The sequence below is a fragment of the Natrarchaeobius oligotrophus genome, assembly GCF_003841465.1.
GTDB classification, from domain to species: domain Archaea; phylum Halobacteriota; class Halobacteria; order Halobacteriales; family Natrialbaceae; genus Natrarchaeobius; species Natrarchaeobius oligotrophus.
This window is the reverse complement of record NZ_REFZ01000006.1, coordinates 143,401-159,077: the sequence shown is the minus strand read 5'-3', so window position 1 is coordinate 159,077 and position 15,677 is coordinate 143,401. Positions and strand designations below refer to the sequence as shown.

Here is a 15,677-nt window from a genome sequence, read left to right as displayed (position 1 = left end):
CGCGTGCCCACCTCGCGTCCGCCCCTCACCTCGAAGCGGGCGGTTTCTGGCGTCCGCGCGGTGGGTCCGGAATCGGATCCGCTGGTCGTGGCCGGTATCCGCGTTCGAGCGCGGATCCGAAGTCGGTCGAGATCGGATCCGTCCGCGCCGCGTAAGTCGCCTCCGGCCGGACGGTTCCGCGTTTCGTTTTCGGGACCCGACGATTCGATCCCGTTTCTGAACGTCGACGCCGTCCGGCCAGCGACGACCGCGCACCCCCGTGGTGTACCGGCCAACACGCGGACTCGTCGACCGTCGCAGCCCTCGAAATCGTCCGACGTCGGCGGGTTCGAGCGTCGAGTTCGACTCTCGATGGGGGTGGTTATGAACGATCCAGACCTCCGCGTCGTCGCGACGCTCGCCGTTCGCGTCCCCCTGGGCGCGACCGGCGACCTGACCGAGGGCGCCGTTCGAATCGTCGAACGAGTCGACGCCGTCAGCGCCGTGACCGTCGTCGCCGTCCGACGCGTCGCTCCCGGACTGAACGACACCACCGTCGAGCTCGAGGTCCTGCTCACGCTCGAGCGCGAGGACGCGGGTGCCGACGACGCGCTCGCGAGACGTCGACTCGAGGCCGGCGTCGGCGTCGAAGCCGTAACCGACGTCGAGACCGTCGAACCGGACGCGCCGCCGGTGGCGTAGGGCGGACGTTCGACTCCGTGACCGATCGACTCACTCTCCTTCGGCGGGCTCGAGCGTCCGCTCGCGCACCGTCATCCCCTTTCGGCCGAGGTGCTGGAGCTGTCGGCGCGCGAAGTCCTCCTCGCGGGAACCCCGCGTCGCGAGCACGTAGACGAGCGCGCCGCCGGCCGGCCGCATCGTTCGGCCCGCTCGCTGGGTTCCCTGGCGGCGCGATCCGCCGAGTCCCGAGGCGACGACCGCGAGATCGGCGGTCGGGAGGTCGATGCCCTCGTCGCCGACCCGCGAGACGACCAGCAGGTCGCGTTCGTCGCGTCTGAACTCCTCGAGGAGCCGCCGGCGCTCGTGGTGTGGCGTCTCGCCGCTGAGGAAGGGGACCCCGAGCGCGTCGGCGATTTCTCGGCCCTGTTCGAGGTAATCCACGAAGACGAGCGCCTTCGAGTCGGGATGTGACGACAGCAGGTACCGCACCTCCTCGAGCTTCCCCCGATTCTGCGCGGCGATCCGGTACTTCTCGCGACCCTCCGCGGAGACGTAGGCGTTTCGCTGCTCGTCGTCGCCCCACGGCACGTACCTGATCTCGAGTTCCGGTTCGGCGACGAAGCCGGCGTCGAACAGCGCCTGCCAGTCGGTGCCGATCGGCGGGCCGACGAGCGTGAAGATCTCGGTCTGGCGGTCGTCCTCCCGGATCGGCGAGGCCGACAGGCCGAGCCGATGGCGCGATTGCAGGTGCGTGCTCCGCCGGTAGACGTCCGAGGGGACGTGCTGGCACTCGTCGAAGATCACCAACCCCCACTCGCGGTCGTCGAACAGCGACCGGTGACGGTCCATCCCGGCGATCTGGTAGGTCGCGATCGTCACCGGCCTGACCTCCTTTCGGCCGCCGTGATACTGGCCGATCTGTCCCGGCTCGAGGCTGGTGTACTCCGCGACGGCGTCCGCCCACTGGCGGGCGAGGTCGCGACTGGGGACGAGAACGAGCGTCTCCCCTTCGACGTGGGCCATCGCGCCCATCGCGGCGACGGTCTTGCCGCTGCCGGGCGGACCGACGAAGACCCCCTCGCCGGCCTCCGCGAAGCGGTCGACCCAGGTCCGCTGGTAGTCGCGCAGGGAAACCCGGAGGTCGATCGGTAGCGCCTCGCCGGCGTCGAGGTCTCGGTGATCCTGGACGGGGTAACCGGCTTCGTAGAGCAGCCGCTTGATCGCCGCCTCCGATCCCTCCCGGACCCAGTCTTCGGTCTCGGAGATCGGCGCGTGAACGTGGTCTTCGTCCAGCTTCTGACGCGCGACGTTTCCCATCACCTCCGGACTCTTCGCCTCGAGGACGGTGTATCCGTCCTCGTGGGTCGTCAGTCGGAACTGGTGGGCACGATCCCACTGGCTGTGAACCCACTCCTCGAGGGACTCCGAGCGCTCTCCGAGCGCCTGGCGCATCGTCCGCGCCAGCGCGTCGAACGACTCGTGTGGGGCCTGCCAGACGTCTTCGGGACGGACGACGTACCGGTATCCCCGTTCGCCGTTGGCGTCGGCCAGATGCGCGAACTGCGACAGTTGCGCGCGCGTAAACTGATCCGGTCGGTCGACGACGATCTCACGCCGTTTTGGAAAGACCACGACCCGCTCGCGATCGGTCAGATCCTCGAGTTCGCTCGGATACCAGACGACCGGATCCGTCGACACCGAGAGACGCTCGAGTTCGCCCCGATCCGCGAGGGCGTCGAGGTCGCGGCTGACGGACTCGTGGGGTCGCTCGAGCGTACGCGCGACCGCGCCGGCGGTGAGGACCGGTCGCCCCTCCCGCTGGCACGCGTCGTGAAACTCCGCGAGCGTCACCCTCCGGTCGTCGTCTCGTCGCTCGGCGTTCCGTTCGGCGACGGTCCGGGATTCGTCGTCCACTTCGCTCCCGTCGTCACTATCGGCGGCGGCGAACTCTTCGGCGTCGGTGTTCGGCTCGCGTTCGTCGGTCACTGTCGGGTCGTAGCGTCGAGGGAAGTAAACCGATTTCGCTCGGGCGGGGACCGATCGCGCTCTGTCGGACGATCCTCGGCCGACCACGCCGGCTCGTACGGATCGATTCGCGCCGAGCGTGACTGAATTATCGTCGAACTGTAACGAACTGGTAATCAGAACCGGAGTTAAGTAGGCGTCCGGCTATCGCTTCCGGTATGTCGACCGTATCCTCCGAAGTGGACGGCCTGGACGGTCCGATGCGCACCCTGCGCGAGCGCTACGAGTCCGGCCTGTGGACCGCGATGGATCGCCTCGGAATCGCAGCGAGCGTCGAGCGAAAGATACTGGCGGCGGTGGTGCTCCAGTTTCTGTCCACGCTCGCGGTGTTCGCGTTGCCGATCGCGTTTATGGGGCCGCGGGAGGCGATCGCGGTCTTTCCCGGGACACAGATCGCACTTACCGCGGTCGTCTTCGTTCTCGCGGTGCTCGCGTTTACGAATACGCTCTTAATCGCCAGACGCGATCTCGTCGTACCGTTACGTGACGTGCGGCAGATCGCCGACGACGTCGCGAGCGGCCGACTCGAGAACCGGCCGACGAAATCGACTCAACCGGACGAAATCGGCGACCTTCAGCGGTCGTTCGTCGAGATGCACGGGGTTCTGGCGACCGTCGCAGCGCAGGCCGACGCGCTCGCCCGCGAGTCGTTCGACGACGAGGTGCTCGCAGAGCCCGTCCCGGGGGAGTTCGGCGATTCGCTCGAGGGAATGCGGGCGGGGCTTCGGAACCGGATCGACGAACTCGAGGAGAGCCGCCGGCGGATCGCTCGCCAGCGCGAGGACGTAGAACGGCGCAACGAGGCGCTCGAGGCGGACGCAGAACGGATACGGACGGTGCTCGACCGGTGCGCGGACGGCGATTTCACCCACCGCGTGTCGATCGAGAGCGACCACGAGGCGATGGACGCGATCGCGACGGGACTGAACGCGATGCTCGACGACGTCGAAACCACGGTGCGGACGGTTCAGACCGTCGCGAGCGACGTCGAAGCGGTCGGCCGAGAGGTGTCGGCGAGCGTGGCGGAGATCGAGCAAGCGAGCGAGGAGGTCAGCCGATCCGCCGACGAGATTTCGGTCGCGACAGACGAGCAGAACACCCGTTTCGAGGAGGTGCTGGGAGAGATGAGCGATCTGTCGGCGACGATCGAGGAGATCGCGTCGACGGCCGACGGCGTCGCCGACGTCTCGGCCGAGGCCGCAGACCGTGCGAGATCGGGCCGCGACAGCGCCGACGAGGCGCTCGACGAACTCGACCGCATCGAACGCCGCTCGGCGCGGATCGTCGACCGAATCGAACGCCTCGCCGAAGAACTGGACGCGGTCACCGAAGTGGTCGAACTGATCGACGAGATAGCCGAGGAGACGAACCTGCTCGCGGTCAACGCCTCGATCGAGGCGGCCCGTGCTACCGGCGACGGAAAGCGCTTCGCCGTCGTCGCCAACGAGATCAAAACGCTCTCGACGGAGACCGCCGACGCGACTACCGAGGTCGAGAAACTGATGGGGAGCGTACAGACGTCCGCCGGGGACGCCGTCGAAGAGATCCGGTCGATGCAACGCGACGTGACGGACGGCGTCGAGACGATCGAGGCGAGCCTGGCGAGCCTCGAGGAGATTGCCGACCGCGTCGACGAAGCGAACGAGGGCGTTCAGTCGATCGACGAGGCGACGGACGAGCAAGCGCGCTCGAGCCAGCAGGTCGTCGCGATGGTCGACGAGGCGACCGAACGCAGCGAGCGGACGCTTCGGGAGACCAGCAGCGTCGCAGCCGCCGTCGAGGAACAGACCGCAACGATCTCGGAGGTGTCGAACTCGTCGCGATCGCTCGCGGAGAAAGCGACCGCGCTCCACGATCAGCTCGAGTCGTTTACGGTTCGACGGTAACCGCTGCGAACGACCCCCGCTCGCGGCCCCGACTCGAGCCCGACACTATATGCCGGTCGACGGCGTACGTACTGGTATGTTCCGTGCGATCCTCCCGGAGGGTCAGATCGTCTGCGAGCGATACGACCGCACCGAGAAAGGGCTCGAACTGTACGACGGCGACGACGAGTTCATCGCGTTCGTCCCGTACGCGAACCTTCACGCGCTCGTCGACGAGGAAGTGTACGGCGGAGACGAGCGGTCGATCATGTAGCCGGCGCCTGATCGATCGCGTCGAGTTGCTCCCGGTATCTGTTTCTGACCGTGACGACGGTCGTCTGTGCGGTGTCGGCGACTGCGCGCTGTGGAATCGTCTCGTCACAGAGCAAGCCGGCGGCGTAGATCGCCGCCGCGGCGAATCCCGTGGGCGATTTCCCCGAGTGAAGCCCCTGTTCGGTCGTCCGATCGATGATCTCGATCGCTTTCGTCTCGACGTCTTTGTCCACGTCGAGTTCGGAACAGAACCGCGGGACGAACTGGCGGGGATTCGTCGGCTCCAGATTGATGTCGAGTTCGTCCGCGATGTACCGGTACGTTCGGCCGATCTCGCGCTGGTCGACCCGGGAGACGGCCGTCACTTCCTCGAGACTCCGCGGAATGTCCTCTTTGCGGCAGGCGGTGTAGAGCGCGCTGGTGGCGACGCCCTCGATCGAGCGCCCCCTGATGAGATCCTGCTCGAGCGCACGGCGGTAAATGACGCTTGCAGTTTCTTTCACCGGTTTGGGAACGCCGAGCGCGCTGACCATTCGATCGATCTCGGAGAGCGCGTACTTGAGATTTCGTTCGCCGGCGTTTTTCGTCCGGATCCGTTCCTGCCAGACGCGCAGTCGGTGGATCTGGCCGTGCTTTTCGGCCGACATCGAGTGGCCGTTCGCATCCCTGTTTCGCCAGTCGATCGTCGTCGTCAGTCCCCTGTCGTGCATCGATTGTGTGAGGGGTGCGCCCACGCGCGAGAGTTCGTCGTGTTCCTGGGCGTTGAACGCACGCCATTCGGGGCCGTAATCGATGGGGTCCTCGGTGAGGACGAGTCCACACTCTTTGCAGACTCGTTCCCCACGATCGGGATCGTGAACGATCGTCTCGGTTTCGCAGTCGGGACAGCGCTCGGCGTCCGTTTGCTGGGTTTCGCGTCTGGTAGTATCGGTGATGGACTGCGTCATCAGTACGGGACGAAGCCGTGCCGGCACTGTAAGGTGTTCACATGGTTTCGGAGGAAACTGTGACTTACGCAGCCAATCGCCGTCACCCAAAGAGGGAGACGAGAAAGGTGACACGAAACGTCCCACCCGCCTGCTCGAGGCGGTCACCGATCGTGTCGAGACCGTGTCCCATCGGTCGTGTCCGGGCAAAGCGATGCGCGTTCGATCGCTTCGACCCACCGTGTACGACGTGAACGTTACACATCAAACGCAACTATCGTTTCGCGACGAACGACCCGTAAATCGAGGGTTCATCGCGTAAATCTCTCTTTCGCTGGCAAACCGACGCTCGAATTTATGTCGCTGGAGTCGAATGTCTTACCAGTCCCGTGTTGGCGACGTGTTCCGCGAACGGAGAACGAACGGCTGCCATCCGTCGGTCCGTACGCCGTCGATATTGCCGAACAATCGACCGATACCGACCGGCCAGCGCGAGCGGCGGCTGGCGGTGGCATCGGACTCGCACCGGCTCCCGTTCGTCGCCGGCTCGAAGTCGATCCGTACCTCCTTTGCAGCCGGTGCAAAACGTGACCGTGTTTAAGAGAGTCACTGTTGGTGTACAAGGTGGTGTGTCAATCGTGACTGCGAACCGCCGTTCGAGAGTACATCGGTCCCTGGCTGCCCGAAATCCCGGGAGCGAGCCGTTCGTTCGTGTCGAAGGGGAATTCGGCACCAGTATGCGACCGCCAGCTGGAGGGACGAAATAATGTCCTCGATCGATACTTCACTTCCCGACGAAATCGCCTCTTCGGTTTCCGACTCTGCGGACGACGAGGGGCTCTCGAAGGACGTGATTTTCGAACTCCTGAAGAACCGTCGCCGCAGAGAAGTGCTCGCGTACTTGCTCGAGGCCGAAGAAACAGTAACCCTGGGAGAGCTCGCCGAACAGATCGCCGCATGGGAAAACGATACCGAGGTCAACGCTCTCAGTTCCGATCAACGTAAACGGGTGTACGTCGCACTTTATCAGACCCACCTGCCGAAGATGGACGACGCGGGCATCGTCGAGTACGATCAGGACCGCGGTTTGATCACCCTCTCCGACAACGCCGATCTGTTGATGATGTATCTCGATACCGACTCGCATCAGCAGGATCGCTGGGACCGCTGGTACGGTGCGGTGAGCGTCGTCGGCGTCGCACTCATTGCCGCCGCATTTCTGAGCGTTCCACCGATCTCTGCCGTACCGACGCTCGCCATCGCTGGCGTCGTCGTCGTCGCGTTCTTCGCGCTCTCGATCGCCCACGCCGTGATCAATCGACAGCAAGAACGCTCCGTCAACGGAAAGCTCTCGCGGATCGAGTAACTGACGCAGTATCTTTCTGAGGCGTTTCGTCGTACTGTTTATCCGTTTCGGACAAATACGAATCGGGTTCTTCAATACGAGAAGGACTTTTATCCACCCCGTCCGTAGTGGCGGTTGGCTCCCGGCGACCGTCATCCAGTACCGGAACAGTTCGCGTGCCAGCTTGCTGTTCTCGGCGCGGGAGCCATCTTCTCTCGAGACGATCGCCGCTACTGTTCGCGAGCGTTGTACTGAACGTCGACGGATGCACGTCCGAACAGTCTGAACGATTCGATCTCGCCGTCGAACCAGTAGGCGGTACGTTCGTCGTCGACGACGCCGCGGACGACGCCGTCTTCGATCACGGCGTCGTCGACCGACGCGTCGTCGTACGTGGACGTCACGACGGCTCCGCTCGTCTCGAACGAGTACGTGCTCGGTCCGTCGGCGTCGGTTCCGTCGATGACGAGCGCGTGGGGCAACAGTTCGTGGTCGCCGTAGTCGTCCGGATCGATCGGTTCACCGTCGAGGCTGATCTCGGCTTCTCCGTCGATAACGGTCACGTCGGTCAGCGCACCCGAAAACCTGAACGTCTCACTTCCGTCCGTGATCGAACGTTGGACGGTCGTTCCGGAAACCGCCGTCGTCTCGTCCGCCGGATTCTCGTCGGACTCGAGTTCGATCTCGCCGTCGACCGTAACTTCGAAACTCGCCGGACCGTCGCGGCTCGTCACCTCCAGGACGTGTGGCCGGTCGACCCCGTAGTCGGTCGGATCGACGACCTCACCGTCGACGAACACGGTCGCCGGGCCGTCGACCGTCAACTGCTCGAGGTCACCGCTGAACCGGAACGCGTCCTTCCAGTCGGCGACCACGCCGTGGACGAACTCGCCGTCGATCACGTCCTCGTCGTCGATCGACGCGCCCTCGTCCGTCGACTTCTCGACCGAACCGCTAACTTCGAACTCGTAGCGGGTCACGCCGGCTGGATCGCCGTCGAACAGGATCAGGTGTTCGAGCGGACCGTCGTCGTCCTCGGCGTCCGTCGGCGCGTCCGTGTCGGCCGTAGTACCCTTCGAGCCGGCCGCGGCTTCCTCGGGCGAGGTCGGGACGCCCTCCGGAACGGAGAGGTCCGGATCGCTCGAGACGTTCGAACGGTTGAGACCGCCTCCCTGGACGGTTCCTCGAATGGCTCCGCCGGTCATCCGGGCCGTCGCGTTCCCGCGCAGCACCATCGCGTAGGGGTACGACCCGCTCGCGACGTTCGAGTCGTCGATCCGAACCGTGTTACCGGGCCAGACCCACACCGGCCGACCGGCGTCCTCGACGTAGCCGCCCCAGCCCGGGCCGTAGTCGGTGTCGTCATTGTACGCCACGCAGTCGACGATGGCGTCTCGGCCGCCAGCGACCCGGTAGGTACTCACCCCGTTGTTCTTGCCGTAACAGTGCTCGAAGCGGACGGAGCCGCCGCTGGCCGTGTTCGAGCAGTAGAAACCGTTGTTCGGCCATCCCTGGACGTTGCAGTACCGAAACGTGACGTCGCAGGAGGCGTTCCGGTGGTAGAACACCGCGCCGGGTCCGTGGACGAAGCTCTCGCCCTCTTTGGTCGATCCGTCGCCGAGGTAAACGTTCTCGATCAGGACGTCGCCGCTTGCTGCGCTGATGGAGATCATGAAGCCGTCGCCGCGGTGGAGCCCCCTGAATCCGACGTTCCGGATCACGGAGTTACCCCCCTCGACGAGCAACAGAACGCTGTTGCCGTTGGTGAGATCGAACAGCTTGTTCTCGTAGGTCTCGCCCCGCCCGATCCTGATGACCTGGCCGCGGGCGGTGATCTCCTCGTAGTCGTCCCCGCCGGCGCTCGTCACGCTCGAGAGCGTGGCGGCCGCCGTCGTCACGCCGGCGAGCGTCATGTACGAACGTCGCCCCAGTAACCCGGAATTACCAGTCTCACCGTCGTCTTCCGGTGCGTCCTCGTCATCGTCGACGGAACGCGCTTCGTCCAGTACCGAAGGTTCGCGTGCCATGCAATGCGAGTAATCCGATACTACCCGTATAAACTTTCCCCTATGAAAAGTATAAAATTAACATATTGTAGCTATTACCTGAACGAACGTTCAGGAAGTCAACGGTGTTTTTCATCGAAAGAAAGACGACGATTCGACTTGCGTCGGGCGAGTAATACCGTATTACCGTCAGTGCGAGGTCGACATCGGCCGGTAATACCGAATTACCGGCCGGCGGTCGTGACGGTCGCCACCGATAGACTGTGATCGAATCGTGGCGGAATCCGAGCCGGCTCGAGTTGGTGACCGATGCAATCACCGTTCGTCAGCGCCACACAACCGCGGGCGGCCAGCAGTCGTGACGGTAGAGCAAGCCGTGTGACCCGAACCGCGCGGTTCGGCGAACGGGCCGAGCGTCTCGGGAATTCGAACGAAAACGCGGTGGAAAACGAATCGAGCGAGACACCAGCGAGAACGGAGGACGAGGTTGCGAGAGAACGGAGCCGCGATGCGTCAACGGGGGAGGACGGTGCGTCGGGGGGTCCGGAGGGGAACGCGCCAGCGGGGAACGTGGCGGAGTCGGTTCGGTTTCGGGGGGCCTCGAGTCGCTAGGTATCGGAGCCGGCGGCGGCTTCCTCGGCCGAGGTCGGAACTCCGCTCGGAACGTAGGCCTCGGGGTCGGTTCCGACGTCGTCCTCGAGCTGGACGGACGATCCGTCGTGTTCGCCGATGCCGGCTGCGTCGTCGTAGTCGGTGTCGCGGACGACGACCGTGGTCGCTTGTCCGTTCGCGCCGGCGTCGATCGCGACGTTTCGACCGTTCATCTCGAGCTGGCAGTTCTCGACTTCGACGGTGCCCGGTGCCCAGGCCCAGATTCCGCGTCCGTCGTAGTCGTCCTCGTCGACGTAGACACAGGAGTTGGTCACCTTGCTCCCCTCGGTGGCGAGCCGGAAGTGAGAAACGTAACAGTTCGCGGCGAAACACCGATCGACGTGGATGGTCCCCCCACCCGCGTTTCCGGGCGCCGACGCGTAGATCGCGTTGTCCGCGAAGCCCTGAACGTTGACGTTCCGGAAGTCGACGTGACCCGCGTGATCGGGGTCAACCCAGAACGCAGTCTGACCGTGACCCGACGAACTGCCGTTTCGGCTGTCGGAGCCGTCGCCGAGGTAGACGTTCTCGACCGTACTCGAGCCGCCGGCGTCGGAGATGCCGAACGTCGCGGAGCCGGCACCGGAGGTGTTCTCACCCTCGAAGCCGACGTTGCGGATCGTCCAGTCGCTGCCGTGGGCCGTGACGACGACGTCCTGACCCGTGGTCATGTCGATCAGCTTGTTCTCCCAGGTCTCGCCGGACTCGACGGTGATCGTCTGGTTCTGCGCTTCGATTACCTCGTAGTCGTCCGCGGCCGCGACGGTACCGGCCGCACCGAGCGACGTCGCGGCGGTCGCCACCGCGGCGAGCGAGCGAACGTAGTTTCGTCGGCTTAATCCGGAATTACGACCTGTAGTCGGAGATGTGTCCGTCTCGGACGTACGGGGATTCTGCGCCATACACCTGGGTAACAAGAGCTTACACTCATAAACTTTTCCTTGGCCCTATGAGTTGAATTTACTGAAATACTTCAAATCACTTTCGAAGCAATCAGAACCTATGATCGATCGTGTCCGAAGATACGAACGAATACCGTCCCGAAAACGATCGTCGCAAGGGAGTATTTCGGGAGAAAAATTCGATTACCGGGTTCGAAACGCGGTTCGAGGGTCGAAAGCCGGCCGTCGAACGCTACCAGCTATCCTGCTCGGCGAACGTGATCGACCAGATCGACGGATCGGTTACGGCGAGTCCGCCGACGGTCCACTCGTGGCCCCGTCGTCGGCGAGGGGGTACGTGACCTGCGTCGTCCGAGTGGTGATGCGCGCGATCGGAGCCAACTCGTCCGAGAGGAAGCCGAACTGCCGGAGGAATTTCGACGGAACGAGCCGACCGCTCGCGGCGAGGAGGTCGGCGTCGCGGTGATCGTCGACGATTCGCTCGAGGATCGTTCCCGGAACCGCGCGATTCACGAGCGAAACGAACCGCTCGGTCGGAATCCCGTCGAACCGATCGACGGTGACGGCGGCGGCTCGCCTTCCGAGTCGTTCTCGCGCACTGAAGGTACGCGCGTGCGAACGGACGCGCGGATCGCGACAGCGTCGACGACCAACCGTCCCCGTCGATCAGCGCGTCGGGTCGTTGCACCCGGTAGAACGTCGCCACCTCCTGGACGATCCGCCAGCCGCGTTTGTGGCTGCCCGACCGCGTCGCCTCGTTCGGAACGTTGAAAAACAGCGCCGGCTCTCGGTCGCGGTAGTACCCTTTGAGTCGTTCTCGGCTCGCGTCGGAGCGGCCGACGCCGCTCGGTCGCGATAGTGTCGGGACCACCGAGGACCCCCGTCAGATCCAGCACGCGCACGTCGTCGAGGGCGGGCACTGTCGTATCACGCTCGAATACGATCTCGCTCTTTGTCATGGGGGCTGTGTAGCCTGAAGGCACGACTCACTCGTCGCTAGCGATTGCGTACATCTCGAACTCGTCGTTGGAGATCACCTTGTCGGCTGTCGGCTCTCCCTGGAGTCCCGCGAGCGACTCCTCGCTGTAGTGAAGCTCCTGATAGACGTCCACCTCCCTCGTCACGTCGTACTCGGTGACGACGAGGTAGTAATCAATTCCGTGATATGCACCGCTGTAGTTCCCCGCTTCGAACGCCTCCGGATCGACCTCGCCAGTCGCGACCGTGGCACCGCTCAGAGTCTCCTCACCCTCGAGCCCGTGGAGTCCGTGATCGTACCGGTACGGATCGTAGCCGAGGCCGGCGTGGGGTCGGTCGTCGACGCCGTGTTCGAATCCAGACTCGTAACCGCTGAACTTCTGGTCGGTCACGTGCTGGCCGGGGCTGTAGATCAGCGGCGAAGCGTAGACGGTCGCCAGTCCGAGGACGAGCAACGCACCGACGAAAACCGCGGCAACCGTGGTTGCCCCAGGCCTCGTGATCACGCCCGAGAGGCCGCCGAACAGGTGCGCGAGCGCGATCCCGGCCAGAATCGTCAGGAGCACGTAGATGAACCCGACCTGGCGAAACGCCATCGTCGGCGTTCCGACGAAGTAGACGAGGAAGATGACGCCGAGCGGAATCAGCCCGATTCCGAAGTACGTGACGAACGACGCGGCTTCTCGATCCAGACTCGTCCGTCCGAGCCAGACCGCGAGAACGAAGAGACCGGCAACGATGCCGATTATCGCCGCGTCGAGAAACATCACGACGAATAGCTCCGCGAGGCTACCGCCGATCTCCGCCAGCGACGCTCCGCGCTGGTCGACCTCGGCTCCCGCGCCCACGTCCTCGATGAAGACCCCTTCGATCATGTTGACGAACGCGGTCCTGAACCGCTCGTTGGCCATCGTCCAGACCGTGAACATACTTCCGAGCACGACCGTCTGTGCGTACATCGTCGGCTGCTCGAGCACCGGATGGTCGTCAAGCCGCCGGTGGGCGAGAAGCTGTACGCCGGCGATCGCTCCCGCGAGAACGACGACGTTGATCATCTGCTGGGGATGAACGACCAGGAGGACGATCGCGGTGAGATAAATGAGGACGCTGAACGGCGAGAGGCCGAACGGGAGGCGTTCGATCGTCGATCGCCGCCCGAGGTACGCGACGAACGCGAAGACGACGACGGGGACCAGAAACAGCGCGTTCGAGTTGGAGTGAATGCCCATGTGCGTCGCGACGTTGTTGACCGGCAGCACCATCCAGGAGACGATCGCCGCGAAGCCGACGGCCGCGGGGGTACCGGTTACGTCCCTGACGATCAGCGGAACGAAGATCAGAAACGGAAGGAACAGAACGACGACGGTCACGAGCAACGCACGCTCGAGGGGGATTCCGCCGAGGAAGTGAAGGGCGATTCCGAGCGAGTGGACGCCCGGATAGATCAACTCGTGCGGGAGTAACTCGCCGCCAACGATGTCTCGCGTCCATCCGAGGTGCGTCAACGCGTCGCCCATCCCCGAAAAGCGGTAGTTTCTGAGCACGGGTAGGCTGACGATCGACGTGACCGTCAACGCACCCAGCGCCATTCCGAGCGTCTGGAAGCGACCGCGACAGCCGAGCGTCGTCGCGACCGCGAGCGAAAGCGCCAGCGCGAACGCCACCCACACTCCGCCGGGCGTTGCCGCGTACACCGACGCCTCGTAGGCCGTCGCCGGATTCGCTCGGGCGAACAGCACGCCGATCGCGAGCGCGAAAAACCCGACGGCGAGCGCGCCGTTCACAGTCGCACGTTTCATGGTACTCCGTCGCGAGAATCGGTCGGTCGCGGTTCGATACGCATGACTTGCGAACGCTTCACCGAAGCCGACGTTTGTTATTGAGAACTTATTCTCCCCGATGTTATCTTCGAAGTCGGTTGCGTAATTATGGTTCGGTGACGGTATCTGCGCCGCGATCCTCGGACGAGGTCGAACCGGCGAATCGACGAACGTCGAACGACAACCTCGAGACTCACGTCGGGTAAGACGGCCGTACAGCGCCGGCCGTCCGGAGTACTCGAGAGGCCGTTTCGGCCTGGGCGATCGATCGTTCCGTTCGGCTGGCTGGTACGGACGGCTTTCGCGTTCTCCGTCCGATCAACGGTTGCGCCGATTTTTGTGCGCGTCCGGAATACTCGAGTCGACGGCCACCGCCGTTTTCACGACCATGTCAACAATCGTCATCGATCGGATCACGGTGCGGGAGAACACGCTCGAGTGCGAAATTCGTCCGTCGGCGGACGTCGCCCGGTTTTTTTCGGGGGAGACGTTCGTCACCAGCTACGACCGGTCGATCGAGGACGTTCCCGAGGGAATTCTCGCGATTCCCGTCCTCGCGAACGTCTGCCCGGTCGCGTGGGCGAACGGAGCCGACGTCTACGTCGACGAGGTGGACGCGTCGTTCGCCCGCGCGCTCGAGGACGTAAAGGCGTCGCTGCTCGGGATGTACGACTTCCTCGAGGGCGGAACGCTCTACGCCCGTCGAACGATCGAACCGAAGCCGGCCGCGGAATCGATCGACGGTGCGGAGAGTGAAAGCGCCCTCCTCTTTACCGGCGGCGTCGATTCGACGTGTTCGTACGTCCGCCACCGCGACGAGGAGCCGGCGCTCGTGAGCATCCGTGGTTGGACGATCACGCCCGACCGGGCGGACGACCGGAAGTGGGACGACCTCCGAAACCGCGTCGAGTCGTTCGCCGACGAGCGAGGACTCGAGACGGCCTTCGTCGAATCGAACGTTCTGTCGGCGCTCGACCATCCGATGTTGCTCGCCCACTACAAACGCCACGTCGACGGCGCGTGGTACAGCTCCGTCGGTCACGGGCTCGGATTGCTTGGACTCTGTGCGCCGATGGCGTACGCTCGAGGGATCGGCGACCTCTACGTCGCCGCGACCCACTGGGACGGGATCGACCTCGAGTGGGGCTCTCGGCCGGACATCGACGACAACGTCCGCTGGAGCGGAACGCGGTGTCATCACGATGCCTACGAACTCACCCGTCAGGAACGCCTCGATGCGATCGCCGACTACGTCGAATCCGACGCCCCCTCGCTCGAACTCCAGACCTGTAACGTCCGGATGGACGGCAACTGCGGCGAGTGCGAGAAGTGCTATCGGACGGCAGTCGGACTGCGTCTGTCCGGACTCGAGCCGTCGAGACACGGGTACGCGTTCGTCGATCGCGATTACGACGAGATCCGGTCCGCGCTCGAGGGCGGCGAGTGGGTGCTCGGTCAGGACGAACGCCACATGTGGGCCGACATCAGAGACCGCGTCCGCGAAACCGAACCGTCGTCGGAGCGAGAGCGGGCGTTTTTCGAGTGGCTCGTGGCGGTCGACCTCGACGAACTCGTCGCGGACGCACGACCGCCGCTGTCTCACCGTATTTTGCGCGCGGGCGCGAGAAACACGCCGACTCGAGTGTACAACGGAGCGTATCCGACGGTGAAGGCGGTGAAAATGGGTCTCGATCGGATTCGCTCCGTTCGGTAATCGGATCGTCGGCCGGCCGTCGCCTCCGTGGACACCCGACGGTTCCGTCTCCATCCGCGTTCTCGGCTACTCGCGTTCGTCGTCCTCGTCCAGTCCGATCTCGATCGGATGGACGTCCTCGTCGCGCTCGCTTCGATCGCCGCCCACCGGAATCTTCGTCCGCAGTTCGGACGCGAACGACTGTACCTGATCCACGAGCGTCTGTACTTCCTCTTCGAACTGCTCGACCGAGCGCTCGACGTAGTGGACGCGCTTTGCGGGAATCCGACGAACGATGTCGTTACCTTGCTCGTCTTCGTCCGTTTTGACGATCCAGTGATCCTGGAAGTACGCGACGTGTTCGTTCGGCACCGACTTCCTCACCGTTCCGTCGTCCGGATCCTCGTAGACGATCGTCGCGCTACCGAGGTCGCGCTCGAGCTCGAGGTCTTCGTCGACCATGTTCGCCGTTCGCCGAGGACGCCGGTAACGCTCTTGCTTGCGAAATCGCGCCACGACTCCCTGCGAGATCG

The 15,677-nt window shown here is 64.3% G+C and carries 12 protein-coding genes; 5 read left to right on the top strand and 7 right to left on the bottom strand.

Annotated features, from left to right (window positions below; translation table 11 throughout):
• Positions 1 to 351 precede the first annotated feature (351 nt).
• The gene (locus EA472_RS10715) at positions 352 to 681 is read left to right on the top strand and encodes a hypothetical protein (protein ID WP_243637826.1); all 330 of its coding nucleotides are present in this window, start codon (positions 352 to 354) and stop codon (positions 679 to 681) included.
• 30 nt (positions 682 to 711) lie between these two features.
• On the opposite strand, the gene EA472_RS10710 is transcribed toward EA472_RS10715, so the two are convergent.
• Positions 712 to 2,646: a DEAD/DEAH box helicase gene (locus tag EA472_RS10710; protein WP_124191507.1), complete on the bottom strand. Its 1,935-nt coding sequence runs from the start codon at positions 2,644 to 2,646 to the stop codon at positions 712 to 714.
• Positions 2,647 to 2,843: 197 nt separating this feature from the next.
• On the opposite strand from EA472_RS10710, the gene EA472_RS10705 reads away from it, so the two are divergent.
• Both EA472_RS10705 and EA472_RS22510 read left to right on the top strand, forming a co-directional pair.
• Positions 2,844 to 4,571, top strand: coding sequence for a methyl-accepting chemotaxis protein (locus tag EA472_RS10705; protein ID WP_124191506.1), 1,728 nt, complete (start codon positions 2,844 to 2,846; stop codon positions 4,569 to 4,571).
• 76 nt (positions 4,572 to 4,647) lie between these two features.
• Positions 4,648 to 4,824, top strand: a complete 177-nt coding sequence (locus EA472_RS22510; protein WP_165874873.1) for a hypothetical protein — start codon at positions 4,648 to 4,650, stop codon at positions 4,822 to 4,824.
• On the opposite strand, the gene EA472_RS10700 is transcribed toward EA472_RS22510, so the two are convergent.
• Positions 4,817 to 5,770 (bottom strand): transcription initiation factor IIB, encoded by a 954-nt coding sequence (locus EA472_RS10700; protein ID WP_124191505.1) that lies wholly within the window; start codon positions 5,768 to 5,770, stop codon positions 4,817 to 4,819. The two genes, EA472_RS22510 and EA472_RS10700, sit on opposite strands and share 8 nt — an antisense overlap.
• Before the next feature lie 745 nt (positions 5,771 to 6,515).
• Here EA472_RS10700 and EA472_RS10695 point away from each other — a divergent pair.
• On the top strand, positions 6,516 to 7,115 hold the full coding sequence (locus EA472_RS10695; RefSeq protein WP_124191504.1) for a DUF7344 domain-containing protein: 600 nt from the start codon (positions 6,516 to 6,518) through the stop codon (positions 7,113 to 7,115).
• A gap of 209 nt (positions 7,116 to 7,324) precedes the next feature.
• Here EA472_RS10695 and EA472_RS10690 read toward each other — a convergent pair whose 3' ends face one another.
• The 4 genes from EA472_RS10690 to EA472_RS10675 all read right to left on the bottom strand — a co-directional run bounded on the left by EA472_RS10690 (position 7,325) and on the right by EA472_RS10675 (position 13,430).
• Positions 7,325 to 9,121, bottom strand: a complete 1,797-nt coding sequence (locus EA472_RS10690) for a hypothetical protein (RefSeq protein ID WP_165874872.1) — start codon at positions 9,119 to 9,121, stop codon at positions 7,325 to 7,327.
• Positions 9,122 to 9,708: 587 nt separating this feature from the next.
• A complete protein-coding gene (locus EA472_RS10685) occupies positions 9,709 to 10,653 on the bottom strand; it encodes a hypothetical protein (protein WP_124191503.1) in 945 nt (314 codons plus the stop codon).
• A 282-nt stretch (positions 10,654 to 10,935) separates the two neighbouring features.
• Positions 10,936 to 11,166, bottom strand: a complete 231-nt coding sequence (locus tag EA472_RS10680) for a hypothetical protein (protein ID WP_124191502.1) — start codon at positions 11,164 to 11,166, stop codon at positions 10,936 to 10,938.
• A gap of 473 nt (positions 11,167 to 11,639) precedes the next feature.
• The gene (locus tag EA472_RS10675; RefSeq protein ID WP_124191501.1) at positions 11,640 to 13,430 is read right to left on the bottom strand and encodes a hypothetical protein; all 1,791 of its coding nucleotides are present in this window, start codon (positions 13,428 to 13,430) and stop codon (positions 11,640 to 11,642) included.
• A gap of 409 nt (positions 13,431 to 13,839) precedes the next feature.
• Here EA472_RS10675 and EA472_RS10670 point away from each other — a divergent pair, with 409 nt between their 5' ends.
• Entirely contained in the window at positions 13,840 to 15,165 is a 1,326-nt protein-coding gene (locus EA472_RS10670) for a hypothetical protein (protein WP_124191500.1), read from the top strand.
• 66 nt (positions 15,166 to 15,231) lie between these two features.
• Here EA472_RS10670 and EA472_RS10665 read toward each other — a convergent pair whose 3' ends face one another.
• A complete protein-coding gene (locus EA472_RS10665; protein WP_124191499.1) occupies positions 15,232 to 15,606 on the bottom strand; it encodes a hypothetical protein in 375 nt (124 codons plus the stop codon).
• Positions 15,607 to 15,677: the final 71 nt, after the last annotated feature.